Below are 24,597 nucleotides of genomic sequence, written 5' to 3' on the forward strand. Positions count from 1 at the left end.
TCTACTATGCGTCCGACGATTTCCTCGTCCAAGCCGACCCTGCTTTCGGGCCTGCTCCGCTGGCTCGCCGTGCTGAGCGTGTCGGTGTTACTCGCTGCCTGCGGTGGCGGGGGCGGCGATTCAGGCAGCAGTTCCGTCGGCAGCGGCGGCAGTAGCGGTGGTGGCAGCGGCGGCGCCGATGGCGGTGGCAGTGGTAGTGGCTCCAGCGGCACGCCCAACGCTCAGCCGATCGCGTCGACGGCGTCCAACACGGTGCCTATCACCGTGGGACCCGGTGCACAAAACTTCGTCAATATCCCGAACGTAACGGTGACGGTGTGCGCGCCCGGCACGAACACGTGCCAGACCATCAACAACATCCAGCTCGATACCGGTTCGTACGGCTTGCGTTTGGCAAGCGACGCGGCGGCGCAGATTGTCGGCAGCTTGCCGGTGGCCCAGTCGACGAGCAATGGTCAACTGGCGGAATGCACGCAATTCGCCGATGGCTTCACATGGGGCACCGTGCGCACCGCCGACGTGAAGATTGGCGGCGAAACCGCGAGCGGCATTCCGATCCAGGTTGTGGGCGATCTGCCTGATTCCACGGTGCCGCTCAATGGCTGTATCAACGGCAGCAACGAGAACAGCTCGCGGCAACTGGGCGCGAACGGGATTCTTGGCGTGGGCGTGGCGGCGACCGATTGCGGTGCGGCCTGTACGAACGCCGCAACCAGCAACTACTACTCGTGCCCGAGCGGGACAAACTGCTCGGCCATTGCCGTGCCGGTTGCCCAGCAGGTGGTGAATCCGGTGACGAAGTTCGCGGTGGACAACAACGGCGTGATCGTGCAATTGCCGCCGGTGGCGACGTCCGCGGCGTCGGTGACCGGCACGTTGGTATTCGGTATTGGCACGCAGAGCAATAATGCGTTGACTGGCGCGACGCGGTATCTTTCGACGGACTTTGGCAACCTGGTTGGAACCTATAAGGGCGCGGCGGTTACGACCATTGTCGATTCGGGTTCGAACGGCCTGTTCTTCACCGACAGCTCATTGACGGCCTGTACGTCCACGTTTACGGACTTCTACTGTCCGGCCAATTCGCAGGCGCTCAGTGCAACTGTTACCGGGCTGAATGGAGTAACGGGCACGGTGAACTTCACGGTCTTGAACGCGCAGACGCTGGCGGCCAGCGGCACGAACTACGCGCTTAACGGACTGGCCGGGAGCATTGGTTCATTCCCGACGCTGTTCGACTTCGGCCTGCCGTTTTTCTTCGGACGATATGTCTATTTCGGCTTTAACACCAACGGAAATACGCCGTACGTGGGGTTTTAAGCGCGTTTAGTTCCGTTCGATAGACTCAAAGGCGACGACGAAAAGCAACAAAGCCCGGCGGGTTTTTGCGCCGGGCTTTGTTTTTCGCGGAAGCGGTTTTTGCCTTCGCACGCATACGGTTCCAAACGATCATTCCGCTGCGCGTGGCTTCCTCGGCGCCTTCTCCAGCAAGCGGTCATACAGCCAACGCGGCACCACGTGGAGCATCGCGCCAGCAACACGCATCTGCCATGGAAACGTCGCAAACCTCTTCTTCCCCGCGATTGCATCGGCGGTCTTGATGGCGAATACGTCGGCGTCCATCAGGAAGGGCATCGGATACGGATTGTGCTCGGTCATCGCGGTGCGGATATAACCCGGCGCGATAGTCACCACCGACACCCCTTTCGGCCGCATCTCCACCCGCAGCGCTTCGAGATACTTCAGCGCCGCCGATTTCGATGCGCTGTACGCGCCCGAACCCGGCAATCCGCGGATACCCGCCACGCTCGCTATCCCAACCAGCGTTCCGCGCCGTTCCTCGACCATGCGGGCGACGAATGGCTCAAACGTCGCGATCATCCCGAAGTAGTTGATATCCATCACGTCGCGAAAGGTATCGAGATCGCCATGACCGGTCAGCGCGCCGCGGCTGACGCCGGCGTTGGCGATCACCACATCGGCGCCGCCATGCTGCGTACAGAACTGCGCCGCGGCGTGGCCAAGCGCGGCGGCATCGCGGACGTCGGCGGGATAGATCGAGATGGAATGGGAGGGAAAGCGTGCGGCGAATGCCGCGAGAGTGTCGCCACGACGGGCAACGAGACCAAGCACCGCGCCGCGCCGGAGATATTCCTCGGCGAGCGCGAGGCCAATCCCGCTGGATGCGCCGGTGATGAAAACTCTCAACCGGGCGGGCATGACGCCATTGCCCGGCGTGTCCTTCATGGCGGCGCTCACGCCTTTACATCTTCTTCGCGCGAACCTGGCTGACCAGGAAATCGAGGACCTGAATCGTGCCCGGCAGGCTGTTCGTGGTGGCCGGACCCGTTTCGTACTTGCCCTGCACGGCGATCGTCGGCACGCCGTCGATCTTGTAGTCCTGCAACAACTTGTTATCGCGTTGGAGGTCGCTTTGTGTCGAGAAGGAGTTGTACGCGTCCATGTACTTCTTCTTGTCGACACCTTGCGTGGCGAGGAACGTAGCCTGCGCTTCCGGCGTCAGCAGATAGTTCTTCTTCACGTGGATCTCGTTGAACACGGCGGGCGTGAGCTTGTCCGCGAGGCCGAGTGCGTCGAGTGCGTGATACATCTTCGAGTGCGGGATGAAGTCGTCGCGGAAGGCAACCGGCACGCGCCTGAAGGCGACATCAGGACCTTGCTTCTTGACCCATGCTTCGAGGTACGGGTCGAATTCGTTGCAGTGCGGGCAGCCATACCACATGAATTCGATCACTTCGATCTTGCCCTGCGCGTCCACCGGCTGCGCGGTTTGCAGCACCGTGTAGTCGGTGCCCGCGACAGGCGCTGCCGGCGATGCGTGCGCCGCATTCATGGCGCCCAGGGTGCCGGCTGCAAGGCCGATGGAGAGAGCGAGGGCGCGGAAGAGTTTTTTCATAATGACCGGGAAAGGGCGTGGAGACGCGAAAGGGGAACACACGACGCTTAAAGGAGGCTTAAACCGGCTGGGCCTCGCCGGCCTGGTTCCGACCGGCGGCGCCACTGTCAGCCGCTGCTGCCATGCTATCAACCCGCGGCAGCCTTGCATGAAAGGCCGCGCGGGCTGCGAGGTCTACTGCTGAATGCTCACTGCTTCGAGAAGCGGATAACGGCGGTATCCACGCCTGCGTCGGACAGTCGCTGACGCACGGTGTTCATGTCCTCGAACTTCGTGAACGGCCCGATCCGTACGCGGAAATATGTGACGTTGCCCGCATCGCGTTGCGTGACCTTCGACTCGAAACCCTGGAAGCCGAGCCGCGCGCGCTGCTGCTCTGCATCGGCCTGGGTCTTGTACGCGCCAACCTGCAGGAAATAGCCGGTGTTCGCGTCGCCGGGTGCGGGCGGCGTGACCTTGGCCGTCGACGAAGCCTGTGCCTCAGCCGGCTTTTTCGCAGGCGTTGCGCTCGACGAGCTGCTCGGGGCGTTCGCGACCGGCGGCACGGTAGCTGGCTTCGGCGCAACGGCCGTACCGTTCGCGGCCGATGGCGGCACTTCCAGGATCTCCGGTTCGTCCTGCACGCCCGACGACTGCGTCTGGTTGTTCGTCTGCCCCGGCGCGGTGTTCGGCGGCGCGGGCTGTGCGGCTTGCGGCACGGCCTGGCCGGGCGTCTTGCCCTGTAGCGGCCGGTTGGGATCGTACGGCTGGCCCGTGGCGGGCGTGGAGCCCGCGTCGGCTGGAGCCGGCGCGACCTTCGCGACGAACGGCGTGGGCGCGCGCGTGATGTACAGCGCCACGATCACTGCAATTGCAAGGCCGACAATCAAGCCCAGCACGATACCGAGAAAAGTGCCCCCGGTTTGCTTCGACTGCTTCGACGTGCTGCGTGGTTTTGCCATCGTATGAATAGCCTGCAAAAAGTCTTCTGAATGGCCGTCGATTATAACGGCGGCCTTAAGCGTGGTTGGGCGTTGCGCGGTATTAGGTTGCCCGGTGTTGCGTCAGGTCATGCACCCGTCGTCAGCCGTCTTCACCCGTCGTACGTGCGCCGCGCTGCTTTTATGCGCCGGGCTATGACACGCCCGACACGCCCGGCGCGGGAATCACATCTTGACGGGGGCGGACACGCCGATCAGCGCGAGACCGTTTTCGAGCACCTGCCGCGTAGCGGCAAGCAACGCAATGCGCGCGTTGCGCACGCCATCTTCCTCCACCAGCACGCGCTCCGCATTGTAGAACGAGTGGAATTCGCCCGCGAGGTCGCGCAGGTAGAACGCGACCGCGTGCGGCGCGAGTTCGTCGGCGGCGTGCGAAAGCATGTCCGGATACTCGGCGAGCTTGTTCAGCAACGCCATCGCGCGTTCGCTCGAGAGCGGCGAGAGATCGACGCTCGGCAGCGTCGCTGCATTGCCGGCGTATTTCGTCTTCCAGTCGCCGAGGATCGTGCAGATCCGAGCATGCGCGTACTGCACGTAATACACCGGGTTTTCGTCGCTCTGCTTGAGCGCCAGATCGATATCGAAGACGAATTCGGTGTCGGCCTTGCGTGAGATCAGGAAGAAACGCACGGCATCGCGGCCGCGGCGAATGGTGTCTTCATCGATCTGGTCCGGTGCGACTTCCTCGCCCGGCGTCATGCCGCCCGACCATTCGATCAGGTCGCGCACCGTCACATAGCTGCCCGCGCGCTTCGAGATCTTCACTTCCACGCCGTTGCGCATGACCGTGACCATCTTGTGCAGCACGTAGTCGGGGTAGCCCTTCGGAATGCCGATGCCAAGCCCCTGCAGCCCCGCCCGCACGCGCGCGATGGTGCCGTGGTGGTCCGAGCCCTGCACGTTGATGACCTTGGTGAAGCCGCGCTGCCACTTCGCCACGTGGTACGCGACGTCCGGCACGAAGTAGGTGTACGTACCGTCGGACTTGCGCATCACGCGGTCCTTGTCGTCGCCGTCGTCGGTCGTGCGCAGCCACAGCGCGCCGTCCTGCTCGTAGGTCTTGTCGGCGGCGATCAGCGCGTCGACCGTGGCTTGCACGCGGCCTTCGTTATACAGCGACGACTCCAGGTAGAACTGGTCGAAGTCCACGCCGAACGCGGTCAGGTCCAGATCCTGTTCGTGGCGCAAATATGCGACGGAAAAGACGCGAATAGCGTCGATATCGTCCACATCGCCCTTCGCTGTCACCGGGGAGCCATCCTTGGCCGCGACCGTCGCGCCCGCCAGATAGTCGCGTGCGATATCCGCGATGTACTCGCCGTTGTACGCGTTCTCCGGCCACTCCTTGTCGCCCGGCGCAAAACCGCGGGCGCGCAATTGCGTGGACATGGCGAGATTGCCGATCTGCACGCCGGCGTCGTTGTAGTAGAACTCACGATGCACCGCGTTGCCTTGCGTGCCGAGCAGGTTCGCCAATGCGTCGCCGAGCGTGGCCTGACGGCCGTGGCCCACATGCAGCGGCCCGGTCGGGTTGGCCGAAACGAATTCGATCAGCACGCGTTTGCCTTCGTCGCGGGCGTTGTAGCCGTAGCGCGCGCCTTCCGCGATAACCGCCGGCACCACGGCCTGTTTCGCCGCTGCCGCCAGCCGCAAGTTGATGAAGCCCGGACCGGCGACCTCGGCGGCATCGACCAGGCCCAGCGCTGCCGGCAGAGCGAGCACCGCATCCACGATCTGCTGCGCCAGTTGGCGCGGATTCGCGCGCAGCGGCTTGGCGATCTGCATGGCCACGTTCGACGCCACGTCACCGTGCGCCGCGACTTTCGGGCGCTCCAGGACGATGACCGGCGCGACAAAGCTCGCTTCCGATGCGCCTTGCGACGCCTGTACGACCTGCTTGACCGCGTCGGCGAGCAGCGTTTCGAGTGTATGTTTTTGTGCGGGCAGCATGCTGATTCTTAAATCCGGTAATTGTTTCGATCCACGCGCTCGCTGAAGAACGCGGCAAAAACGTGCGATTGAGCTTCAAACGCCGATACGACGCGTGTTTCTTTGTTTGCTTCAATCCACTGCGCTCGCCCGGAAGCGGGCGAAGACTTCCGACACTCGGTCAGGACGCAATGCATGTCTGCGTATGCGCGTCTGGAAGCATAGCCGGAGCCGGTTGCGGCGATAACGCCAAAACCGGGGTTTTGTAACCGGTGGCAACATTCGCTCGGTTAAATCGGGATTTTAGCAGGTGCTAATATGTCGAATCAGGGTCGAGTCGAGAAAGCGAGTCAGGAATTAAAACAATGCGCCGGCGTGTGGTGTAGTGGCCTGGGCTGTTGTCACGCTTGGCGCATCTCGCTCATTAGCCACAAAAGGCCAACATAAAGGGAAAGGACCTTGCCATGCTGATCACATTTAAAACCAGAGCTGCACCAGACGTTCAGATGCTCGACAACCTTGCTGATTACCTGCTTGGCATCATCGGTAAGCGGCTTGGCGAGCGCGGCGTCATTACGCATGAAGAACTCCCTGAATGCATCCAGAAGCTGGAATCGGCTGTTGCGACGGACAAGCAGGAACGCGCCGAGCACGATGGCCACTTCCACGAAGGCGAGCCCGGCCATGAACCGCACGAGATTCCCGTCGGTCTGGCGCAGCGTGCGTACCCGTTCCTCGACATGATGCGCCTCGCCCATCAGGCCGAGGGTGACATCCTGTGGGGCGTGTGAGTCTCGGATTGAGCCTCGGGTGATGTGGCGGGATTTGTTCGCTGGCTGAGCCTGACGCGCACCGGTAAGTCAGCATTAAAAAAAACCCGCATCGTTGCCGATGCGGGTTTTTTTGTTCCGATGAATACGGAGCGTACGGACGCGTAGATGCATACAGTGCTTACTGCGCAGCTCCGGATGCCGGCACGCTCGAGCCTTTCTTTGCACGCGGCTTGCGGGGTTTCTTCTTGTGCTCCACGACGGGCGGCGAATAGCTCGACGCGGTGCTCGAGCTTGCGCCCGTACCCGGCTTGGCGTTGCCCTGCGCGAAGGCAGCCGGACTTCCCGACGTGAACAGCACAGCGACAGCAACGGCGAGGACAGGCGTCAGCTTGCTCATTTTCGACTTTCTCCGTGACGATTGAAGGAATGCGTGACCGCCGCCATGACGGCCTTTGCACCCCTTCGAGTGTAAGGAAAACCAAAATAACCGTAATAGACTTCGCCAATATTGTGCCGTTGTGATTCCCGGTATTTGCCTACAGTAACGGTGCCAGCGCGCGTTCGGCGTCGTTCTTCGAAATCGCCATGCGCTGCGCGAAGCTTTCCACCTGATCGTCCGCGATCTTGCCGACCGAAAAGTACGTGCTTTCCGGATGCGCGATGTAAAAACCCGACACACTGGCCGCCGGCAACATGGCCAGCGATTCCGTCACCGTCATGCCGATCTCGTTGGCTTGCAGCACGTCGAACATGTCCTGCTTCACCAGGTGATCCGGGCACGCCGGATAACCCGGCGCAGGACGAATTCCCCGATACTTTTCTTCGATCATGGCGGCGTTGTCGAGCGTTTCGCCGGCCGCGTAACCCCACAGTTCGCGGCGCACCCGTGCGTGAAGCGCTTCAGCGAAGGCTTCAGCGAACCGATCGGCCAGCGCCTTCAGCATGATCGCGCTGTAGTCGTCGTTATCGGCTTCGAACTGCTTCTCTTTCTTGTCGATATCCAGGCCCGCCGTCACCGCGAACATGCCGATGTAATCCGCCACGCCCGAGTCCTTCGGCGCGATGAAATCCGCGAGCGAGCGGTTGGAACGCTGCACGCCATCCACGATGGGACGCACGGTTTGCTGGCGCAGATTGCGCCATGTCATGGCGACTTGCGTGCGGGTATCGTCGGTATAGATTTCGATGTCGTCGTCGTTCACCGTGTTCGCCGGCAGCAGCATCACCACGCCGTTCGCCTGCAACCAGCGGCCCTGGATGATACGCGAGAGCATCGACTTGCCATCGGAGAAAACGCGGCGCGCCGATTCACCCACGATCTCGTCGTTGAGAATGGCCGGATACGGGCCAGCCAGATCCCAGGTCTGGAAGAACGGCGCCCAGTCGATGTAGTTCGCCAGTTCCGCGAGATCGTAGTTCTTGAAAATGCGCCGTCCGATGAAGGTCGGTTTTTTCGGTTCGTAGCTCGCCCAATCGATCTTCGTCTTGTTGGCGCGCGCTTCGGCGTAGGTCACCATGGGCTGCGCCTTGCGGTTCGCGTGCTGCGTGCGAATGCGTTCGTAGTCCGTCTTGAGGTCGGCGAGATATTTCTTTGCGCCGTCGTCGGAGAGCAGGCTCGACGCCACTGATACCGACCGTGACGCGTCCGGCACATAGACCACCGGACCATCGTAATGCGGGGCAATCTTCACGGCCGTATGCACGCGCGAAGTCGTCGCGCCGCCAATCAGCAGCGGCGTTTGCTTGTCACGGAAATAGGTGTCGCGCTGCATTTCGGACGCGACGTAGGCCATTTCTTCGAGGCTTGGCGTAATCAATCCCGACAAGCCGATGATGTCCGCACCTTGCTCCTTCGCCATCGCGAGGATGGTCGCGCAGGGCACCATCACGCCCATGTTGACCACTTCGAAGTTATTGCACTGGAGTACGACCGAGACAATGTTCTTGCCGATGTCGTGGACGTCGCCCTTCACGGTCGCGATCACGATCTTGCCCTTCGGCCGGACGTCTTCGCCGGCATCGGCCATGCGCTTCTTTTCTTCCTCGATGTACGGGATCAGATGCGCCACGGCCTGCTTCATCACGCGTGCCGACTTGACCACTTGCGGCAAGAACATCTTGCCCGCACCGAACAGGTCGCCGACGATATTCATGCCGTCCATCAACGGCCCTTCGATCACGTTGATCGGCCGGCCGCCTTCCGCTTCAATACGCGCCCGGACTTCTTCGGTATCCTCTACGATGAAGTTCGTGATGCCGTGAACCAGCGCGTGGGCGAGACGTTTATCGACGGGCTGGTTGCGCCATTCGAGGTTCTCTTCTTTCTTCGCGGCGCCGGTTTTGAATTTATCGGCGATTTCGAGCAAGCGGTCCGTGCCGTCCTCGCGACGATTCAGCACTACGTCTTCTACCCGTTCGCGTAGCTCGGGATCGAGATCCTGATACACGCCGAGCTGACCCGCGTTCACAATACCCATGTCCATGCCCGCTGAAATCGCGTGGTAGAGGAACACGGTGTGGATGGCTTCACGCACCGGATCGTTGCCGCGAAACGAGAACGACACGTTCGACACACCGCCGCTGATCTTCGCGTAGGGCAGGTTTTCCTTGATCCAGCGCGTGGCGTTGATGAAGTCTACGGCGTAGTTGTTGTGTTCTTCGATGCCCGTGGCGATTGCGAAAATGTTCGGATCGAAGATGATGTCTTCCGGCGGGAAACCCACTTCGTTCACGAGGAAATCGTATGAGCGCTTGCAGATCTGCGTCTTGCGTTCGTAGGTATCGGCCTGGCCGTCTTCGTCGAAGGCCATCACGACGGCTGCTGCACCGTAGCGTCGAATCAGCGTGGCGTGATGGCGGAACGCGTCTTCGCCTTCCTTCAGCGAGATCGAGTTCACGACCGCCTTGCCCTGCACGCATTTCAGGCCCGCTTCGATCACTTCCCACTTGGACGAGTCGATCATGATCGGCACGCGCGAGATATCCGGCTCGGACGCGATCAGGTTCAGGAAGCGAACCATGGCCGCTTTCGAATCGAGCATGGCCTCGTCCATGTTGATGTCGATGATCTGCGCACCGTTCTCAACCTGCTGGCGCGCGACGGCCAGCGCTTCGTCGAACTGGTTGTTGAGGATCATGCGTGAGAACGCCTTCGATCCCGTCACGTTGGTCCGCTCGCCGACGTTGATGAAGAGCGAACCGTTGGTGACGTTGAACGGCTCGAGGCCGGAAAGGCGCATGGTGTGATCGGTCATGGCTGGCTTAGCTTATGGATTCTGGGAGTCGGACGGCCAACGGCTGCGCGCCGATGTGCAGCAGTCGTTCAAACCACTGCCGGAAATGCGGGCACTGTTCGCGAATTTTATCGAGCGTGATTCTTACTGCGCTCGCCGGGCCGTGCGTTGTCTTTCTGTAACGAGGACGGAGAATTTCTAGTCGCTTTGATGGCGCGGTGTGCGGTGAGTCGTTGATCCATTCTGGGTTCGCGACATCAGCGCGCACCTTCGAAAGCGCTGCTCGATGTTTGTCCCACTCCGGTTCCGCATCGCAAAGCTTGCCGATGTCCGAGAACAATAACGATTCGAACTCGTGCGGTTGGATGTGCGGGATGAAACGCTCCGGACGGCAGCCGACGCGCGCGACGATATCGGCATGCAGAAGATGTTCGATGCGTGCAGCACGGTTGGATGCCTGCAGGCCCACGGAGTCAGTGACGCCTGGAAAAGTCTTGTGGAGCGCATAGAGATCGAACATGGTGCTTACATACGCGTCGTCATACTGCTGCAGCGCGTTTCTCACGGCGCGTGTTGTACGCTCGAGATTGAGCCCGCCACCGCGGTGTCCGCGAGACGTTTCTATGAGCAAAGCCTTCGCGTGGATGTTGGATAACCGCAGGACGGGGGCCAGCACCGCTTTCACAAAAGCCTCTTCGGTCGGACCTTCGCCGATAATGAACAAACGGGTCATCACGACGGCCTCCCACCCAGCACATTCTGATTCCAGAGCTCGCCGAGCGAATAGTCTTCCAGCCAACCTTTGAGGTGTTCAGCGTCGAGACGGTGAAATGTCGACGCGCCGCCTTCCCGGTCCACGACGACGATGTCCTCGGGCTCCATCAAGTTCATCAATTCCACCGATTGCGTGGAGACGATTACTTGCTTCCGCTCGGCCGCGCGCTTGAGCAGATCGGCGAGGATGACGATAGCGTACGGATGCAGACCGAGTTCCGGTTCGTCGATCAGAATGGTGTCCGGCATCAAATCCCATGGTTGCAGCAACAGCGTGCTCAGGCAGATGAAGCGAAGTGTGCCGTCAGATAGCGCGTGGGCATTGAACACCACGTCAGGCTTTCCTTTTTCCAGCCACTCTAGCTGGACCATTTTGCTTTCTTCGCGGGCTCGAACGAAATCGTCGAAGAACGGGGCCACGAGTCGGATGGTCTCCACGGTCATGCGGTAATTGTCCGGATACGAAGTCCGCAGAAGACCGAGGTAGGCGGCAAGGTTTGCGCCATCGACTTGAAGGCGGAGAGTGTCGAACGGAGCGTGTTGTTGCTTTACCTTTGCGTCTGAGCCGGTGTCGTGGAAGTGATAGACACGCCAACTATCAACGCCTTTCAAAACCGCTGACATGCGAGGATCGATTGACCCAGTTAGCAACGATTCCGATTGTCCGGAACCCAATAGGCGCCACGTCCCGGAAAGCAAGCTTTGGTCGGCCGTAAGACCCGCCGCCGGCACGCCTTCCTGTTCAAAAATCAGGCGCTTATCGTTAGTTGGACGGAGGGTGAAGCTGTATCCGTGTCCTCCAAACGTGAGGCCGGCGTATATACCGGCCGTCGTCTTCCTGCCGAATCGCAGCAACGCATCTGGGCCGCCTTCCACCTGCGAAAACAACTGAAACCGCTGCCCAACGATCTCTGCCAGCATTCGGAAGAAGCTAATGAAGTTCGATTTACCGGCCCCATTGGCCCCAATCAACACGTTCAGATTGCGCAACTCGAAGTCACGCAATTCGCGTATCGACTTGTACCCGGTGATCGTCAGTTTGTTGACGGCGGCCATTGATCAGTTCCAGTAGGAAAACAGCAAATCAAACCGTCTCGGTCTCATCTTCACGATAATGCGACGGCCACTTCCTTGGCTTTACATCAGCCAGTGCCTTCGCGATTTCCGCGATATGTTCCGGGGTCGTCCCGCAGCACCCGCCCGCCAGATTCACCAGCCCCGCCTGCGCAAATTCCTTCAGCAAGCTGGACGTGACATCGGGCGTTTCATCGAAGCCTGTATCGCTCATCGGATTCGGCAAACCCGCATTCGGGTAGCACGAGACATACGTGTCGCAAAGCTTCGACAATTCAGCGATATACGGCCTCATCAGCGCCGCGCCCAACGCGCAATTCAAACCAAACGTCAATGGCCGCGCATGACGCAGCGAGTTCCAGAACGCCTCGACCGTTTGCCCCGACAGGATGCGCCCCGAAGCATCGGTCACCGTGCCCGAAATCATGATCGGCAGCAGTTCGCCGGTGTCCTCAAACAATTGATCGAGCGCGAATAACGCGGCCTTTGCGTTCAAGGTATCGAAGATGGTTTCGACCAGGAACAGATCGCAGCCCGCATCCATCAGCGCCTTCGCCTGCTCGTAATAGGCCTGGCGCAGTTCGTCGAAGGTCACGTTGCGCGCGGCCGGGTCGTTGACGTCCGGCGAAATGCTCGCGGTCTTCGGCGTCGGCCCGATCGCGCCCGCGACAAAGCGCGGCTTGTCCGGCGTCGAGTACTTGTCGCAAGCCTCGCGCGCCAGCTTTGCCGACTGCGTGTTCATTTCGACCGCAAGCGATTCCATGCCGTAATCGGCCTGCGCCACGGTCGTCGCACCGAAGGTGTTCGTCTCAAGAATGTCCGCGCCGGCAGCCAGATACTGGTCGTGGATCTCACGAATCACGTGCGGCTGCGTGATCGATAACAACTCGTTGTTGCCCTTGATGTCACGAGGATAGTCGGCAAAACGCTCCCCGCGATACGCCGCTTCGTCGAGCTTGTAGCGCTGGATCATGGTACCCATTGCGCCGTCGAGGATGAGAATGCGCTGTTGCAAAAGGGCAGGCAACACGGCGCCGCGCGTGTACGGGCGGCGCTTTGCGGCGGATTTCGGGGCATCAATGGCGGCGGACGGATTCATGATCGACATGGCTCCAAACAGGCTGAAATAACCTGACATTGTATCTGTAGTAGGGCACGAACGCTTTCTTATGGCGCTTTCCAAAACACCCGGCAATCAAGCGTCATGAACAAAAAACCCCGCCACTTTCGTGGCGGGGTTTTGGGAGGTGTCGCTGGGTGTTCTTACCGCTTAGCCAAGGTAAAACGCTTAATGGAGGATCACCGGCTGGTTCATCAAGATGTCGAACTGGCCGAGAAACTCGTCCACGTCCTCCAACGATTGTTCTTCCTGCATCAACTTCTGGACATGCTCGCGAAAACGCGCCGCGAGTGCGCCGTCAATGAAGATTTCGCGCTGCATGGTCTTGTCCACGATCTCGTAACCCCCCGCTTTCATCGCGAGATGATTGTCCTGCGGCGGGAATTCGACTACACAATAGTTAGGGCTGTTGTAGATCATTTGCATGGCGACACTCCTTATTCCTGTTTGCCCGTAAGGCGTTTCACCGTCTTACATTGAGCGTTTGGGTTGGAATTCAAGGGGTGGCCTCGACGTTGATACCGAAAGCCCATCGAGGACCTTTGTTAGACATTCTCCCGCAAAAATGTTTCCAGAAGTGCCCTGAAACGCTGTGTTTCTTCTACTGGGGACAGATATGACACGTCAAGTATTGCGAATCTTGCATTCATGTTTGAATCCACCACCGCTTTCGTCCGCATCGCCGGTAATGACTCGCTCAGGCGTTTTAATCGATGTCAATTGCGCCCTCAAAGCGAAATCGCGGATCGTTTCCACGACCCTGACGAAACCTTCAACCGATGTACGTACAACCATTTCACCCGATGCCTGACCGCTTGATCGACACTTAGATACTGGCTCTGTTGACACGCGGCATCAGTTCGGGATCGAACTCTCCTCACACATCCTTGCACGTTCTGGCATCACCTGTTTAACGGAGTTTTTCGTCGAATCTTTACCCCAGACTACACGGCCTGGCTTAAGCCTGCGTTAAATCGAGCGGATATCAGGGCTTGTCGGATTCAGGCGCGACGGGCGCTGCATCTTCAGACGCATCCGGCGTGCCCGCACCGGATTGACCTGGCGTGGTGGACGGCGCTTGCAGCTTGCCGCGCCAGAGCATCTCGATCTGCATGCCGTTCGGCTCCGTCTGCAGAATACGCACGGGCAGCCAACCCAGTGCAGGTGCGAGCCAGATGTCGAGACGCCGGCGATCACCTTCGCGTCGTGGCAGGCGGGTGAAATGGCGAGCCTGTATGTTGCCGTCAGCGGTCTGGACGTTTTCATCGCCGACGGTTTCTATCGGCCAGATCTCGTTGCTGTCGTTATCGGCAACACTGAATTGACGCACTACGCCGGGCTTGTAAGTATCGGGCGAGCCGCGCACCAGAGTCGACAATTGCATGACCACGCTGAAACGGTCTTGCGCACCATCGGCAAGCGGCTGGTTATTCGGCGTGCGGGTGTAGACCAGTTGCTTCGTGGTGCGATCGAAGACGGTGATGTCGGCGGCGCGGCGGCCACGCTGCTCCGAGTATTGCTCAGGCGCAATGCCGAATCCGTCGATATGGCCCTCGCTGGAATACACATACGGTCCGACAAACGGCAGGGGGATGGAGACGACCATCTCGTAGTGCTGGCCATCGTTGAGCCAGTGGATATTGCCGATCTGGTTCATCACGCCATTGATGCGCGTGTCGTAACGAAGTTCGCCCGAGGGCGGGACGCTGAATTTATCGCCGGTTGCGGCGGCGGCTGCTTGAGAAGCTGCCGCATCGCTCGCGGCTTTCGCCGCGGCCTGTGCGGTTGCTGCTTGCGCTGCCGCTGCTTGAGCCGCTTGCTCGGCCTGAGCTGCTTGTGCTGCTTGTGCTGCTTTTGCCACTTGTGCTGCTTGAGTTGCCTGTGCCGCCTGTTCAGTCTGCGCCGTCGTGATGGCGTGCGTGGGTTGGGGCGACGGCTTGGGCTTGGGAGCGGGCCGAGGCGGCGCGACAGGCACCGGCGCTTGCACTACCGGCTTGGGCGTTAGCAACTCGACCTGCACCGGGACATGTTCAGCCGGCTCCGGATTCGATGCGTTCCCGCTCCTGTCCACCCAGCGCCCCGCGACCCAATGCAGTGCGAGAACGACGAGCAGCACGATCAGCCACACGACCCATCGAAGGGAATGGTCGGCGGATGAATTGTCGGACGATGCGCCAGCAGTGGCGCGACGGCGGCGAAGCAGGGAGAACGGCATCGGCTAGCTCAGAAACGCGCGTGGTCGGGCAAGCGGGAAAACGCTGCGAGGGAACAATCGGCAACGATCATGACAGAACGCGAATGATCAAAGGACCAGGCAGGACCAGGCGAAACGCGCACGAAACGCATATGACTCGCGGGCACGCCGCGATGTTCCGCACTCGTTAAGCATCGTACGATCCTCAAGTCTTACCGTTCGCCCGGTTTATACCCGAGTTCGTAAGAAAGTTGTCCGGCGCATTCTCGCAAGGCGGTGTCAATCTCGCCGCCCCAGCGGGTATCGAATGATCCTTCGTGGCCGAGCGCAATCAGCCCGAGCGCGAGGTCGCCGGTCGAGTCGAACACCGGCGTGCAGAACGCATGGATGGTCGGCAGCAACATGCCCTCCACGCGCGCCGCGCCGTGTGCACGGATCTCGGCGAGCACCGGTTCAATATCTGCCATCGACTGCCGTGTGGCGGCGAGTTCGCGATCGAGCATCGCTTGCGTCTTGCTGCGCGGTAGCCACGCGGCAAACAGCAAACCCGTCGCCGATGACAACAGCGGCATGACATCGCCCAGTTTCAACGAAGCCTTCGCCGGATAGCTCGACTCCATCCAGTGCACGACCGTCGGACCCTGATTGCCCCATACCGCGATCCCCACCGTCAGGTCCAGCCGGTCGCGCAATCCCGTCAGCGCGATGCGTGCGAGTTTGACGCCATCGACCCGGGCGAGGCGCGCCAAACCCATCTGCAACGCGAAACCACCCAGCTCATAACGCCCGGATACCGGGTCCTGAGAGACCGCGCCAAGCCGCAGGAAACTCACCAGGTAACGATGCGCCTTCGCCGGGCTCATGCCGGCGCGCTGAGCGAGATCGCGCAGCATCATCGCGCGCGGCTCGTTGGTCAGCACGTCGAGCAGGCGGAAGCCGACTTCGATCGACTGGATGCCGGAGCGGGACTTTTCCTCGGCGGTGTCGGCGGTGTCGGCGGAGTCGAGGACATCGTCGGCTTCGGCCTGTTCGGATGAAGGCAACACGGACGAACCGGGACGGCTGGGAGAGGACATGGAGAAATCGATAACGGCGTGAGCCGGTTCACAAAACGAGGTTAGGCCGGAGGCGCGTGAGCGGCCTGAATGGCGACGGCAAATAGCTAAAAATAGCTAAAGCAACTGCTTGAAACGGCAACCGGCAAACGCCATCACCGCTCAAAACGGACGTCCACCAGCCCTGAAAACGAACCGCCAAACGCAGCGAACCGTTCCACCGCATCAGCCCGAATCATCCCAAAACCGCCCCGACATGATTCACCATCGTAAAATAGATTTCCTCCATCGTCACTAAACGTACAAAACGGCTTATGAAACTTGCCACGCTGAAGGACGGAACGCGCGACGGCCAACTGGTCGTCGTATCGCGTGATTTGCGCACGGCGGCCATTGCCGACGCGATCGTGCCGACGCTGCAACGCGCGCTGGACGACTGGACTTTTTACGCGCCCCAGTTGCTGGATCTCTCGGATTCGCTGAACCAGGGCCGCGCGCGCCACTCGTTCGCTTTCGACCCCAAAGCCTGCATGGCGCCGCTTCCTCGCGCGTTCCAGTGGGCCGATGGCTCGGCTTACGTGAACCACGTCGAACTCGTGCGACGCGCCCGCAAAGCGGAAATGCCGCCCGAATTCTGGACCGATCCCTTGATGTACCAAGGCGGTGGCGACGATCTGCTCGGACCTGAAGACGATATCGTGTGTGCATCGGAGGCTTACGGCATCGACTTCGAAGCAGAAGTGGCCGTGATCACATCCGACGTGCCGATGACCGTCAAACCCGCCGACGCGCTCAGGCACGTCCGCCTCCTGATGCTGGTCAACGACGTCTCGCTGCGCAACCTGATCCCCGCCGAGCTTAGCAAAGGCTTCGGGTTTTTCCAGAGCAAGCCGGCCACGGCGTTCTCGCCGGTCGCGGTTACGCCGGACGAACTTGGCGACGCGTGGCGCGAGGGTCGTGTGCATCGGCCGATGATCGTGCACTGGAACGGCAAGAAAGTCGGCCAGCCCGATTGCGGCACGGACATGGTGTTCAACTTCGGCGAGTTGATCGCCCACGCGGCCAAGACCCGCAATGTGCGCGCGGGATCGATCGTGGGTTCGGGCACGGTCTCGAACAAGGATACGAAGCGCGGTTATTGCTGTATCGCCGAGAAGCGTTGCCTGGAGACCATCGAGCACGGCGCGCCCACAACCGAGTTCATGAAGTTCGGCGACAGCGTGAAGATCGAAATATTCGATGAAGCCGGCAAGTCGATTTTTGGTGCAATCGATCAGTCGGTCGTGGCGTTGAATGAATAACCGATGAATAGCGACGCCGCCAGTAAGGGGTTTCGCCCGATGCGCGCCCATGCTGCGCCGCCCTACACTTAGCCGCATTGCGTCGAAACGCTTACAAAAAACTGCGTCGGCGCACCCATAACAAGGAGACTTCGATGCAGTCAGGCGGCGGATGGGGAGCGGCGTTCAGGCAGTTGGCGGCGGGTGTCTTGATCACACTTTCAACGGCAGCCTGGGCGCAGACGCCGCATGTGAAGATCGGGCTGGTGTTGTCGTTGACGGGACCGGCCGCGTCGCTCGGCATTCCGGCACGAGACACCGTCGCGTTGCTGCCGAAGGAAATGGGCGGCCGCCCGGTGGACTACATCATTCTTGATGACGCCTCCGACACCACGCAAGCCGTCCAGACCACGAAGAAGCTGATTTCCGAAGATCACGTGGACGCGATCATCGGTTCATCCATTACGCCGAACTCGCTCGCCATGATCGATGTGGTCGCCGATGGTCAGACGCCGATGATCTCGCTCGCGTCGTCGTCGAAGATCATTGAACCGGTGGATGCCAAGCGCCACTGGGTCTTCAAGACGCCGCAAACCGACGCCATGATGGCATCCGCCATTGCCGAACATGCCAGCAATCATGGCGTGAAAACGATGGCGTACATCGGGCAGGCCGACGCGCTTGGCGAGACCTTCTACGTGGAAGTCGCGAAGTTCGCGCAGCTTCACCACATAACGATGGTAGCCAACGAACGCTTCAACCGGACGGACACCAGCGTGACCGGACAGGTGCTGAAGATCATGGCGGCGAAGCCGGACGCGGTGGTCGTGGGTGCAGCAGGTACGCCTGCCGCGTTGCCGCCGAAGACCTTGAAAGAACGCGGTTACAAGGGCGCGATTTATCATAACCACGGCACGGGCAATCGGGACTTCCTGCGCGTGTGCGGGGCGGATTGCAACGGCACGTTCCTGCCAACGAGCCCGGTACTCGTCGCATCGCAACTGCCCGACGATCATCCGGCGAAACATCTCGCGCTCGACTACATCAAGCTGTATGAATCGAAGTACGGCGCGGGGTCGGTCTCGGCGTTCGGCTCGTATGCATGGGACGCGGGTATGTTGCTGAACCGCGCGGTGCCGATTGCGCTGAAAGCGGGGGCGCCGGGCACGCCTGAGTTCCGTACCGCTTTACGCGATGCGCTGGAAAACACGCAGAATTTTGCGGACTCGAACGGCCTTGTCAACATGACGCCGAACGATCATATCGGTCTCGATCAGCGTGCCCGCGTGATAGCGGAGATCGAGAACGGCAAGTGGATCTATCAACCGCGTTGATCTTTCTTTAGCTAAGGCACGGCCATGAGCGACCTTTCTCTGTACGCGCATTACACGTCGCTGGAATTGCGGCGGCATGACCACGGTGTGCTCGAAATCGTCATGAACGGTGCGGGCGCGAACAAGAGCGGACTCGCGACCGCGGATGCGAACATGCATCGCGAACTGGCGGATATTTGGCGTGATATCGATCGCGATCCAGACACGCGCGTCGCATTGATTCGCGGCGAGGGGAAAGGTTTTTCAGGCGGCGGCGACCTGCATCTGGTCGAACAGATGGCCTCCGACTTCGAGGTCCGCGCGCGGGTCTGGCGCGAGGCGCGTGATCTCGTTTATAACGTGATCAACTGCAGCAAGCCGATCGTCTCAGCCATGCACGGACCGGCGGTCGGTGCGGGACTGGTTGCAGGCCTTCTCGCCGATATTTCCATCGCGACGAAAACTGCGCGCATTATCGATGGACACACGCGGCTCGGCGTGGCCGCCGGCGATCACGCGGCAATCGTGTGGCCGTTGCTGTGCGGCATGGCGAAAGCGAAGTATTACCTGCTGTTGTGCGAACCCGTGAGCGGTGAGGAAGCGGAGCGCATCGGGCTGGTGTCGCTGGCGGTGGACGAAAGCGACTTGCTGACGAAAGCGTTCGACGTCGCGAACCGTCTGGCGCAAGGTTCGCAGACCGCCATCCGCTGGACGAAATATGCGCTGAACAACTGGCTGCGAACGGCCGGCCCGGCCTTCGATACCTCGCTGGCGCTCGAATTCATGGGCTTTTCCGGGCCCGATGTGCAGGAAGGCATCAAGTCGCTGCGTGAGCGGCGCGCGCCCGATTTCCCGGGCGGATCGCCGTTTTAGATCCGCATCGACCAGTTTGTAGTTTCCCCTTTACCCGATCCCGATCCCTATACGTACCCGCAGCATCAAGGAGAAAGTCTCATGACCGATACGCCCGGCGGTACGTCGCCCTTTGGAAGTTTCCCAGGCATGACCGGTTTTCCCCAGGGCGACATGATGGAAAAGATGTGGGACATGATGAAGCTGAACCCGTTCGCGGCAGCCGCGGCACCGGGCGGGTCGCCGTCGCTGTCCATGATGTCCGACATGCTTGCGCCGCTCACGAACGTTGAAGAACTCGACAAGCGCATCAAGGACATGCGCGCGGTCGAGCAATGGCTCAAGCTCAACCTGAACATGCTGCAATCGGCTATCCAGGCGCTGGAAGTGCAGCGCGCGACGCTAGCCACGTTGCGCGCGTTCGGTGCGTTCGCGCAGTCGTCGGTGGAGAAGGCTTCGTCGTCGGCGCCATCGGCCGCATCCGGGTGGCCTGCGCCGCCGGGGAAAGAGCCGAAGGCCGAGCCCGAAACCGAGACGCCCAATGAAGCTGGCGTGAGCGACGCTTCATTCGATCCGTCGGGCTGGTGGAACATGCTTCAATCGCAATTCAACAGCCTGGCGACCTTGGCGATGGCGCAACAACATGCTGGCGCGGCGACGCCGAGCATGAGCACGGATGAAGACGAAAACGGCGATGACGACGGCGATGACGAGATAGAGCCGTCCGAAGCCACCGCGCCGCCCGAAGCCGACGCGCCGCCAGCGGCCAGGAAAGCCGCGGCGAAGAAAACGCCTGCCAGGAAAGCGGCGCCACGAAAGAAACCGCTTTGATTCATGCTTCAAGCGGCGTGGCGGCGAGGTTGAAACGCCAACCTACTGCGCCGCGCCGTTAGCAAGCAACTGATTGCGCAAGCCCGGCGCCGACGTGCGCGGATCGAGCCAGATCGAGAAGAATGCGCGAGCGAAGTCGTCGCCGGGAATAGTGCCGATAACCTTATCGTCGGCATAAAACGTCGTGCCACGTTCCGGCACGAATATGCCAATGACATGATCTCCCGGCTGCACGTCCGGGAAGATTTCCTCCATCTGCTCTTGCCATTGCTCCGTCTGCTCTTTGCTGGCTACCTTCAGGTTGTCCATTTCCTCCCGACCTCTTTTAGCGATCGAGCGGCCCTTGAAAGCGCGCGCATATTCGATATCGAGCGCAAACGGCCGCGCGGTCAATTCCTTGCTCGACAGACCGGTTGGCCCGACAAACAGCTTGGCGTCGTAGATATGAAAACCGTACATGCGCAACTCGCCTTCGCCCTGCACGCGCGCCTGGGGAATCGTCTGACGCACGACCGGAGCGGCATCGAAAGCAAACGCCTGCAGCGGTAAGACAATCAGCACCAGAGCAAGCGCGGCGATCCTTGCGATCAGGCGTGTTCCAGCGTGAACTGGATGACGTCGGTGTTCGAGTGCGCGAACGCGGCCTCGCAATAACATAAGTAAAAGTCCCACAAGCGGATGAATCGTTCGTCGAATCTTTGTGCACGAATCTCATCGAGCCGCGCAACAAACGCATTGCGCCACATCCTGAGCGTGCGTGCATAGTCGCGGCCAAAGGAGAACTGGTTGACCACTTTCAGCCCGTGGCGTTCCGCCGATTGCACGAACACGGCAGGCGAAGGCAGCATACCGCCTGGAAAAATATACTGCTGGATAAAGTCGGTACTCGTCCGGTAGCGATCGAACAGCGCGTTGTCGATGGTAATCGTCTGCACGCATGCGCGCCCGCCGCGCTTCAGATTGCGCTTGATGCATTCAAAGTAGCTCGGCCAATATTCCTCGCCCACTGCTTCGAACATTTCTATCGATGCAATCGCGTCGAACTGGCCGTGGGTATCGCGGTAATCCTGCAGGCGAAGATCGGTTTGGTCGCTGAGCCCCGCGTCCGCCAGACGCTGCTGCGCGTAAGCGAGCTGTTCGGTGGACAGTGTCAGGCCGGTCACGTTCGCTTTCGCTTCGCTTGCAGCGAGTTGTGCGAATCCGCCCCAGCCGCAACCGATTTCCAGCACGCCTGGATTGACGCCTTCGAGCTTCAATTCGTTCAACAATCGCCGGTATTTCGCGCGTTGCGCGTCGTCGAGCGTCTGGTCCGGCGAGCCGTCGAAGAGGGCGCTCGAATAGGTCATCGTGCCGTCGAGCCAGAGCTTGTAGAACGCGTTGCCAAGATCGTAATGTGCGTGGATGTTGCGCCGGCTGCCTTCCTTCGTATTCGCGTTGCGCAGATGCCGGAAGCGATTCGTCAGCTTGCCGAACCACGAACCGTAGACGACGGCCTCGATCGTCGTGCGGTTACGCACCATGATGTCGAGCAGCGCGGCGAGATCGTCGGTATGCCAGTCGCCCGCCAGGTAGGTCTCGGCAAAACCGATATCGCCGCTCTTCAGCGCCGCCGCGCACACGTTCCAGTTGGTCAGCACGACACGCGCATACGGCGGGTTGCCGGCGGCGTCAGGCGCTTGTCCGAAACGGCGCGTGGTGCCGTCGGGGAGGTGGACATCGAGGACGCCGTGTTGAAGCTGGCTCAAAAGCCTGAGCACGACGCGCGCGGCAGCGGGTTTGCGCTGCGCGCGATGAGTCCGCAGCAAGGGCCGGATGAACCATGATGCGGCCGGGCTGCGAAGCGATGAAGGGGCGGAGGGCTGTGTCGACATTGCAAGTCACCTGGTCCTGGTCGGCAATTCGGCCCGCTCGTGCGAGACGTTCGCAGACGGCGGAGTGGGTTTGCTCACGAACGGCACGCGCTTGAAGAACAGCTTCAGCGCTTGCCAGTGAATTTTCGCGACAACGCCGAACGTCATCAGCGGATAACCGAAGAACACGCGCAGCACATTGCGGGCATCGAGCGGACGAGCGCTTCCCGCGATGCTGGTCTGCAGCAGCGGACCCTCGCCGTCGTCGTAGTCGATGCGCGCCAGCGAGCGCAACGGCTTCCCTCGTTTCGGCGATGCAAACATGAAGCGGAACGTGTAGTGCCCTTGCACCTGGCAGAACGGCGACACGTGGAAAACCTTCGCGGCGGTGAGCGGTGTGCCGTTCAGGACGCCGCTGCCTGGATCGAGCAGGTAGCAATGGCGCTCGCCGAAAGTGTTGTTCACTTCGCAGACCACGGCGCGTAATGCGCCGTCCGCGCGCTCGCAAAACCAGAAGCTCACGGGATTGAAGACGTAGCCCAGCACGCGCGGGAACGTGTGCAGGAAGATCTCGCCAGTGGCGTCGTGGATGCCGTTTTCATGCAGCATCGATTCGATCCATTGGAGCGCCGTTTGTCCCTCGGCACCGTGGTCGCTGTCGTGAAAGCTTAGTAAGCCGAATCGATTGGTCGCGAACAAGCGCGAGTCGCGCTGCGTACCTTGGGCCAACCTTGCGGCACGTGCGCGGAGCGGTAGCCGCAACGTGTAGACGCCGTAGGAGAACGCGGTGCGTGCCGGGCGCAGCCGCTTGTGCCGCACGGGCCCGACGAGCAGCAGGTCGGGGGCATCGAAGGATTGAGGGGTGGGCGTACTCATGCCGCAGGCGCCGGTTCGGTGCTGCTTAATGTCGCAAGGGCCGCAAGGGCAGTCAGCTTCGAGGCCGCTTCCAGCCCGGACGTCAAGCCGTCTTCGTGGAAACCGTAACCAGTCCATGCACCTGCGAACCACGTATTGCGTACGCCTTGCATCGACGGCAAAGAGCGTTGAGCCTGGACAGCGGCTTGATCGAAGACCGGGTGGCTGTAGGCGAACTCGCGCATTACCGTGTCGCGACGCGGCTCACGTACCGGATTCAGCGAGACGATGACTGGCGTCTTGAACGGCAACGGTTGCAGCTTGTTGATGAGGTAATGCACGCATAACTGTGGCTCGCCGCCCAGCTCGCCGGTGCGGCTTTCGTAGTTCCATGCCGACCATGCGCGTTGCGCCGGCAGCAGCGAAGCGTCCGTATGCAGCACCGCGCGATTCGGCGCATAGCCGATCGCGCCGAGCGTGGCCGATTCGTCATGCGAGGGATCGGCGAGGACGGCCAGCGCCTGGTCGCTATGGCACGCAAGCACGACGTGATCGAAGTGTTCCGACCCCCGCGCGCTATCAATCTCCACGCCGTGCACGTTGCGTCTCACCGATGTCACGGGCGCACCCACGCGGGCATCGCCTATGACGGGCAGCATCCGCCGCACGTATTCTCGTGCGCCGCCGTTGACGGTGTGCCAACGCGGCCGGTCGTTGACTTGCAGCAGGCCGTGGTTATGACAAAAGCGAATCAGCGTGCCGATGGGAAATGCCATCATCTGCGGCGTGGAGCACGACCAGATTGCGCCGATCATCGGTAGCAGGTACCAGTCGCGAAATGCTGTCGAAAACTTTTCGCGTTCGAGAAAACTGCTCACCGGCTCGGCGAGTTGAACGTCCTTGCCAGCCAGCGCCAGCGCGGTGGTCGTGCGGTTGAACCGCAGGATATCGGCCAGCATGCGCAGGAATGCCGGGCGCAGCAGATTGCGGCGCTGTGTGAAAACCGTGTTCAGGTCGCTGCCCGCCCATTCCAGCCGACGGTCTGTCAGCGATACGGAGAACGACATATCGGTCGAAGTGGTCGGGACGTCGAGTTCTTCGAACAGCTTCACCAGATTCGGATAAGTGCGGCGATTAAAGACTAGAAAGCCGGTATCCACGCCGTGCGTGATGCCGTCGAGTGTCACGTCCATCGTGTTCGTGTGACCGCCAAAGTAGCTGTTGGCCTCGAACAGCGTCACGTCGATGCCCGCCTTGGCCTTCGCCAGCCGATAGGCGCATGCGAGCCCAGAAATCCCCGCTCCGATTACTGCAACTTTCATGACGTTGCTCCGTGTGTCTTTGTCTTTGTGTCGACGGCCTGATGGCTCTGACGGCTCTTTGTATGGAACTGCCGGCGGTTGCTCATGCCGCGTTCAAGGTGATTTACGCAATCCCGGTCGCGATGGATGCACGCAGCAGGAATTAAACGACCATTCGTTGACGATGTTTTGTCCACGACAAAATAGAAATTTCTCTATGATCGATAATGTTTAGAATTGTTGTTAGAGTCTACGAATAATGAAAT

22 protein-coding genes are annotated in these 24,597 nt (G+C 60.6%); 6 read left to right on the top strand and 16 right to left on the bottom strand.

Going from position 1 to position 24,597, the window contains the following annotated elements:
* The first annotated feature begins 6 nt into the window (after positions 1-6).
* Positions 7-1,320: a DUF3443 domain-containing protein gene (locus ACSQ36_RS00940; RefSeq protein WP_436180618.1), complete on the top strand. Its 1,314-nt coding sequence runs from the start codon at positions 7-9 to the stop codon at positions 1,318-1,320.
* A 129-nt stretch (positions 1,321-1,449) separates the two neighbouring features.
* Here the strand turns inward: ACSQ36_RS00940 and ACSQ36_RS00945 are convergent, their stop codons facing one another.
* From ACSQ36_RS00945 to argS, 4 genes are all read right to left on the bottom strand, one after another.
* The gene (locus tag ACSQ36_RS00945; RefSeq protein WP_436183059.1) at positions 1,450-2,220 is read right to left on the bottom strand and encodes an SDR family oxidoreductase; all 771 of its coding nucleotides are present in this window, start codon (positions 2,218-2,220) and stop codon (positions 1,450-1,452) included.
* Positions 2,221-2,263: 43 nt separating this feature from the next.
* Positions 2,264-2,917: a thiol:disulfide interchange protein DsbA/DsbL gene (locus ACSQ36_RS00950; protein ID WP_436180619.1), complete on the bottom strand. Its 654-nt coding sequence runs from the start codon at positions 2,915-2,917 to the stop codon at positions 2,264-2,266.
* Between the two features lie 188 nt (positions 2,918-3,105).
* Complete coding sequence (locus tag ACSQ36_RS00955; RefSeq protein WP_213764694.1) at positions 3,106-3,858, bottom strand: SPOR domain-containing protein; 753 nt, start codon at positions 3,856-3,858, stop codon at positions 3,106-3,108.
* A gap of 204 nt (positions 3,859-4,062) precedes the next feature.
* Positions 4,063-5,847: an arginine--tRNA ligase gene (argS, locus tag ACSQ36_RS00960; protein WP_436180620.1), complete on the bottom strand. Its 1,785-nt coding sequence runs from the start codon at positions 5,845-5,847 to the stop codon at positions 4,063-4,065.
* Between the two features lie 443 nt (positions 5,848-6,290).
* Here argS and ACSQ36_RS00965 point away from each other — a divergent pair, with 443 nt between their 5' ends.
* The gene (locus ACSQ36_RS00965) at positions 6,291-6,617 is read left to right on the top strand and encodes a DUF1840 domain-containing protein (RefSeq protein WP_089164573.1); all 327 of its coding nucleotides are present in this window, start codon (positions 6,291-6,293) and stop codon (positions 6,615-6,617) included.
* A gap of 160 nt (positions 6,618-6,777) precedes the next feature.
* On the opposite strand, the gene ACSQ36_RS00970 is transcribed toward ACSQ36_RS00965, so the two are convergent.
* The 8 genes from ACSQ36_RS00970 to ACSQ36_RS01005 all read right to left on the bottom strand — a co-directional run bounded on the left by ACSQ36_RS00970 (position 6,778) and on the right by ACSQ36_RS01005 (position 16,070).
* Positions 6,778-6,996 (bottom strand): hypothetical protein, encoded by a 219-nt coding sequence (locus ACSQ36_RS00970; RefSeq protein WP_213764696.1) that lies wholly within the window; start codon positions 6,994-6,996, stop codon positions 6,778-6,780.
* Positions 6,997-7,135: 139 nt separating this feature from the next.
* A complete protein-coding gene (gene metH / locus ACSQ36_RS00975; protein ID WP_436180621.1) occupies positions 7,136-9,853 on the bottom strand; it encodes a methionine synthase in 2,718 nt (905 codons plus the stop codon).
* Between the two features lie 7 nt (positions 9,854-9,860).
* Positions 9,861-10,565, bottom strand: a complete 705-nt coding sequence (locus ACSQ36_RS00980; RefSeq protein WP_436180622.1) for a DUF4276 family protein — start codon at positions 10,563-10,565, stop codon at positions 9,861-9,863.
* A complete protein-coding gene (locus tag ACSQ36_RS00985) occupies positions 10,565-11,662 on the bottom strand; it encodes an AAA family ATPase (RefSeq protein ID WP_213764699.1) in 1,098 nt (365 codons plus the stop codon). The genes ACSQ36_RS00980 and ACSQ36_RS00985 overlap by 1 nt, the downstream gene beginning before the upstream one ends.
* Before the next feature lie 28 nt (positions 11,663-11,690).
* Positions 11,691-12,779, bottom strand: a complete 1,089-nt coding sequence (locus tag ACSQ36_RS00990; protein ID WP_436180623.1) for a homocysteine S-methyltransferase family protein — start codon at positions 12,777-12,779, stop codon at positions 11,691-11,693.
* Between the two features lie 189 nt (positions 12,780-12,968).
* On the bottom strand, positions 12,969-13,226 hold the full coding sequence (locus tag ACSQ36_RS00995; RefSeq protein WP_056358215.1) for a BTH_I0359 family protein: 258 nt from the start codon (positions 13,224-13,226) through the stop codon (positions 12,969-12,971).
* Between the two features lie 559 nt (positions 13,227-13,785).
* Complete coding sequence (locus tag ACSQ36_RS01000) at positions 13,786-15,015, bottom strand: DUF3108 domain-containing protein (RefSeq protein ID WP_436180624.1); 1,230 nt, start codon at positions 15,013-15,015, stop codon at positions 13,786-13,788.
* Between the two features lie 191 nt (positions 15,016-15,206).
* Positions 15,207-16,070, bottom strand: a complete 864-nt coding sequence (locus tag ACSQ36_RS01005) for an IclR family transcriptional regulator (RefSeq protein WP_436180625.1) — start codon at positions 16,068-16,070, stop codon at positions 15,207-15,209.
* Positions 16,071-16,363: 293 nt separating this feature from the next.
* Here ACSQ36_RS01005 and ACSQ36_RS01010 point away from each other — a divergent pair, with 293 nt between their 5' ends.
* The 4 genes from ACSQ36_RS01010 to ACSQ36_RS01025 all read left to right on the top strand — a co-directional run bounded on the left by ACSQ36_RS01010 (position 16,364) and on the right by ACSQ36_RS01025 (position 20,325).
* A complete protein-coding gene (locus tag ACSQ36_RS01010; RefSeq protein WP_436180626.1) occupies positions 16,364-17,350 on the top strand; it encodes a fumarylacetoacetate hydrolase family protein in 987 nt (328 codons plus the stop codon).
* A 134-nt stretch (positions 17,351-17,484) separates the two neighbouring features.
* Entirely contained in the window at positions 17,485-18,663 is a 1,179-nt protein-coding gene (locus tag ACSQ36_RS01015) for an ABC transporter substrate-binding protein (protein ID WP_436180627.1), read from the top strand.
* Positions 18,664-18,687: 24 nt separating this feature from the next.
* Positions 18,688-19,515, top strand: coding sequence for an enoyl-CoA hydratase/isomerase family protein (locus ACSQ36_RS01020; RefSeq protein WP_436180628.1), 828 nt, complete (start codon positions 18,688-18,690; stop codon positions 19,513-19,515).
* A gap of 81 nt (positions 19,516-19,596) precedes the next feature.
* Positions 19,597-20,325: a PhaM family polyhydroxyalkanoate granule multifunctional regulatory protein gene (locus ACSQ36_RS01025; protein WP_436180629.1), complete on the top strand. Its 729-nt coding sequence runs from the start codon at positions 19,597-19,599 to the stop codon at positions 20,323-20,325.
* A gap of 42 nt (positions 20,326-20,367) precedes the next feature.
* On the opposite strand, the gene ACSQ36_RS01030 is transcribed toward ACSQ36_RS01025, so the two are convergent.
* From ACSQ36_RS01030 to ACSQ36_RS01045, 4 genes are read right to left on the bottom strand one after another with little or no spacing between them, the layout of a single operon-like run.
* The gene (locus ACSQ36_RS01030; RefSeq protein ID WP_436180630.1) at positions 20,368-20,886 is read right to left on the bottom strand and encodes a chalcone isomerase family protein; all 519 of its coding nucleotides are present in this window, start codon (positions 20,884-20,886) and stop codon (positions 20,368-20,370) included.
* Positions 20,887-20,912: 26 nt separating this feature from the next.
* Positions 20,913-22,196 carry a class I SAM-dependent methyltransferase gene (locus ACSQ36_RS01035; protein WP_436180631.1) on the bottom strand — a complete coding sequence of 428 codons (1,284 nt, stop codon included), beginning with the start codon at positions 22,194-22,196 and terminating at the stop codon, positions 20,913-20,915.
* Between the two features lie 6 nt (positions 22,197-22,202).
* A complete protein-coding gene (locus ACSQ36_RS01040) occupies positions 22,203-23,051 on the bottom strand; it encodes a DUF1365 domain-containing protein (RefSeq protein WP_436180632.1) in 849 nt (282 codons plus the stop codon).
* Positions 23,048-24,352: an NAD(P)/FAD-dependent oxidoreductase gene (locus ACSQ36_RS01045; RefSeq protein WP_436180633.1), complete on the bottom strand. Its 1,305-nt coding sequence runs from the start codon at positions 24,350-24,352 to the stop codon at positions 23,048-23,050. Before ACSQ36_RS01045 ends, ACSQ36_RS01040 begins: the two co-directional genes overlap by 4 nt.
* Positions 24,353-24,597: the final 245 nt, after the last annotated feature.

Origin of the sequence: Caballeronia sp. LjRoot34 (genome assembly GCF_964253815.1) — a bacterium.
Lineage (GTDB): Bacteria > Pseudomonadota > Gammaproteobacteria > Burkholderiales > Burkholderiaceae > Caballeronia.

Coding starts and splice junctions, on each gene's coding strand:
- ACSQ36_RS00940 (WP_436180618.1), top strand. CDS start 7: ATGCGTCCGACGATTTCCTCGTCCAAGCCGACCCTGCTTTCGGGCCTG.
- ACSQ36_RS00945 (WP_436183059.1), bottom strand. CDS start 2,220: ATGCCCGCCCGGTTGAGAGTTTTCATCACCGGCGCATCCAGCGGGATT.
- ACSQ36_RS00950 (WP_436180619.1), bottom strand. CDS start 2,917: ATGAAAAAACTCTTCCGCGCCCTCGCTCTCTCCATCGGCCTTGCAGCC.
- ACSQ36_RS00955 (WP_213764694.1), bottom strand. CDS start 3,858: ATGGCAAAACCACGCAGCACGTCGAAGCAGTCGAAGCAAACCGGGGGC.
- argS (WP_436180620.1), bottom strand. CDS start 5,847: ATGCTGCCCGCACAAAAACATACACTCGAAACGCTGCTCGCCGACGCG.
- ACSQ36_RS00965 (WP_089164573.1), top strand. CDS start 6,291: ATGCTGATCACATTTAAAACCAGAGCTGCACCAGACGTTCAGATGCTC.
- ACSQ36_RS00970 (WP_213764696.1), bottom strand. CDS start 6,996: ATGAGCAAGCTGACGCCTGTCCTCGCCGTTGCTGTCGCTGTGCTGTTC.
- metH (WP_436180621.1), bottom strand. CDS start 9,853: ATGACCGATCACACCATGCGCCTTTCCGGCCTCGAGCCGTTCAACGTC.
- ACSQ36_RS00980 (WP_436180622.1), bottom strand. CDS start 10,565: ATGACCCGTTTGTTCATTATCGGCGAAGGTCCGACCGAAGAGGCTTTT.
- ACSQ36_RS00985 (WP_213764699.1), bottom strand. CDS start 11,662: ATGGCCGCCGTCAACAAACTGACGATCACCGGGTACAAGTCGATACGC.
- ACSQ36_RS00990 (WP_436180623.1), bottom strand. CDS start 12,779: ATGAATCCGTCCGCCGCCATTGATGCCCCGAAATCCGCCGCAAAGCGC.
- ACSQ36_RS00995 (WP_056358215.1), bottom strand. CDS start 13,226: ATGCAAATGATCTACAACAGCCCTAACTATTGTGTAGTCGAATTCCCG.
- ACSQ36_RS01000 (WP_436180624.1), bottom strand. CDS start 15,015: ATGCCGTTCTCCCTGCTTCGCCGCCGTCGCGCCACTGCTGGCGCATCG.
- ACSQ36_RS01005 (WP_436180625.1), bottom strand. CDS start 16,070: ATGTCCTCTCCCAGCCGTCCCGGTTCGTCCGTGTTGCCTTCATCCGAA.
- ACSQ36_RS01010 (WP_436180626.1), top strand. CDS start 16,364: ATGAAACTTGCCACGCTGAAGGACGGAACGCGCGACGGCCAACTGGTC.
- ACSQ36_RS01015 (WP_436180627.1), top strand. CDS start 17,485: ATGCAGTCAGGCGGCGGATGGGGAGCGGCGTTCAGGCAGTTGGCGGCG.
- ACSQ36_RS01020 (WP_436180628.1), top strand. CDS start 18,688: ATGAGCGACCTTTCTCTGTACGCGCATTACACGTCGCTGGAATTGCGG.
- ACSQ36_RS01025 (WP_436180629.1), top strand. CDS start 19,597: ATGACCGATACGCCCGGCGGTACGTCGCCCTTTGGAAGTTTCCCAGGC.
- ACSQ36_RS01035 (WP_436180631.1), bottom strand. CDS start 22,196: ATGTCGACACAGCCCTCCGCCCCTTCATCGCTTCGCAGCCCGGCCGCA.
- ACSQ36_RS01040 (WP_436180632.1), bottom strand. CDS start 23,051: ATGAGTACGCCCACCCCTCAATCCTTCGATGCCCCCGACCTGCTGCTC.
- ACSQ36_RS01045 (WP_436180633.1), bottom strand. CDS start 24,352: ATGAAAGTTGCAGTAATCGGAGCGGGGATTTCTGGGCTCGCATGCGCC.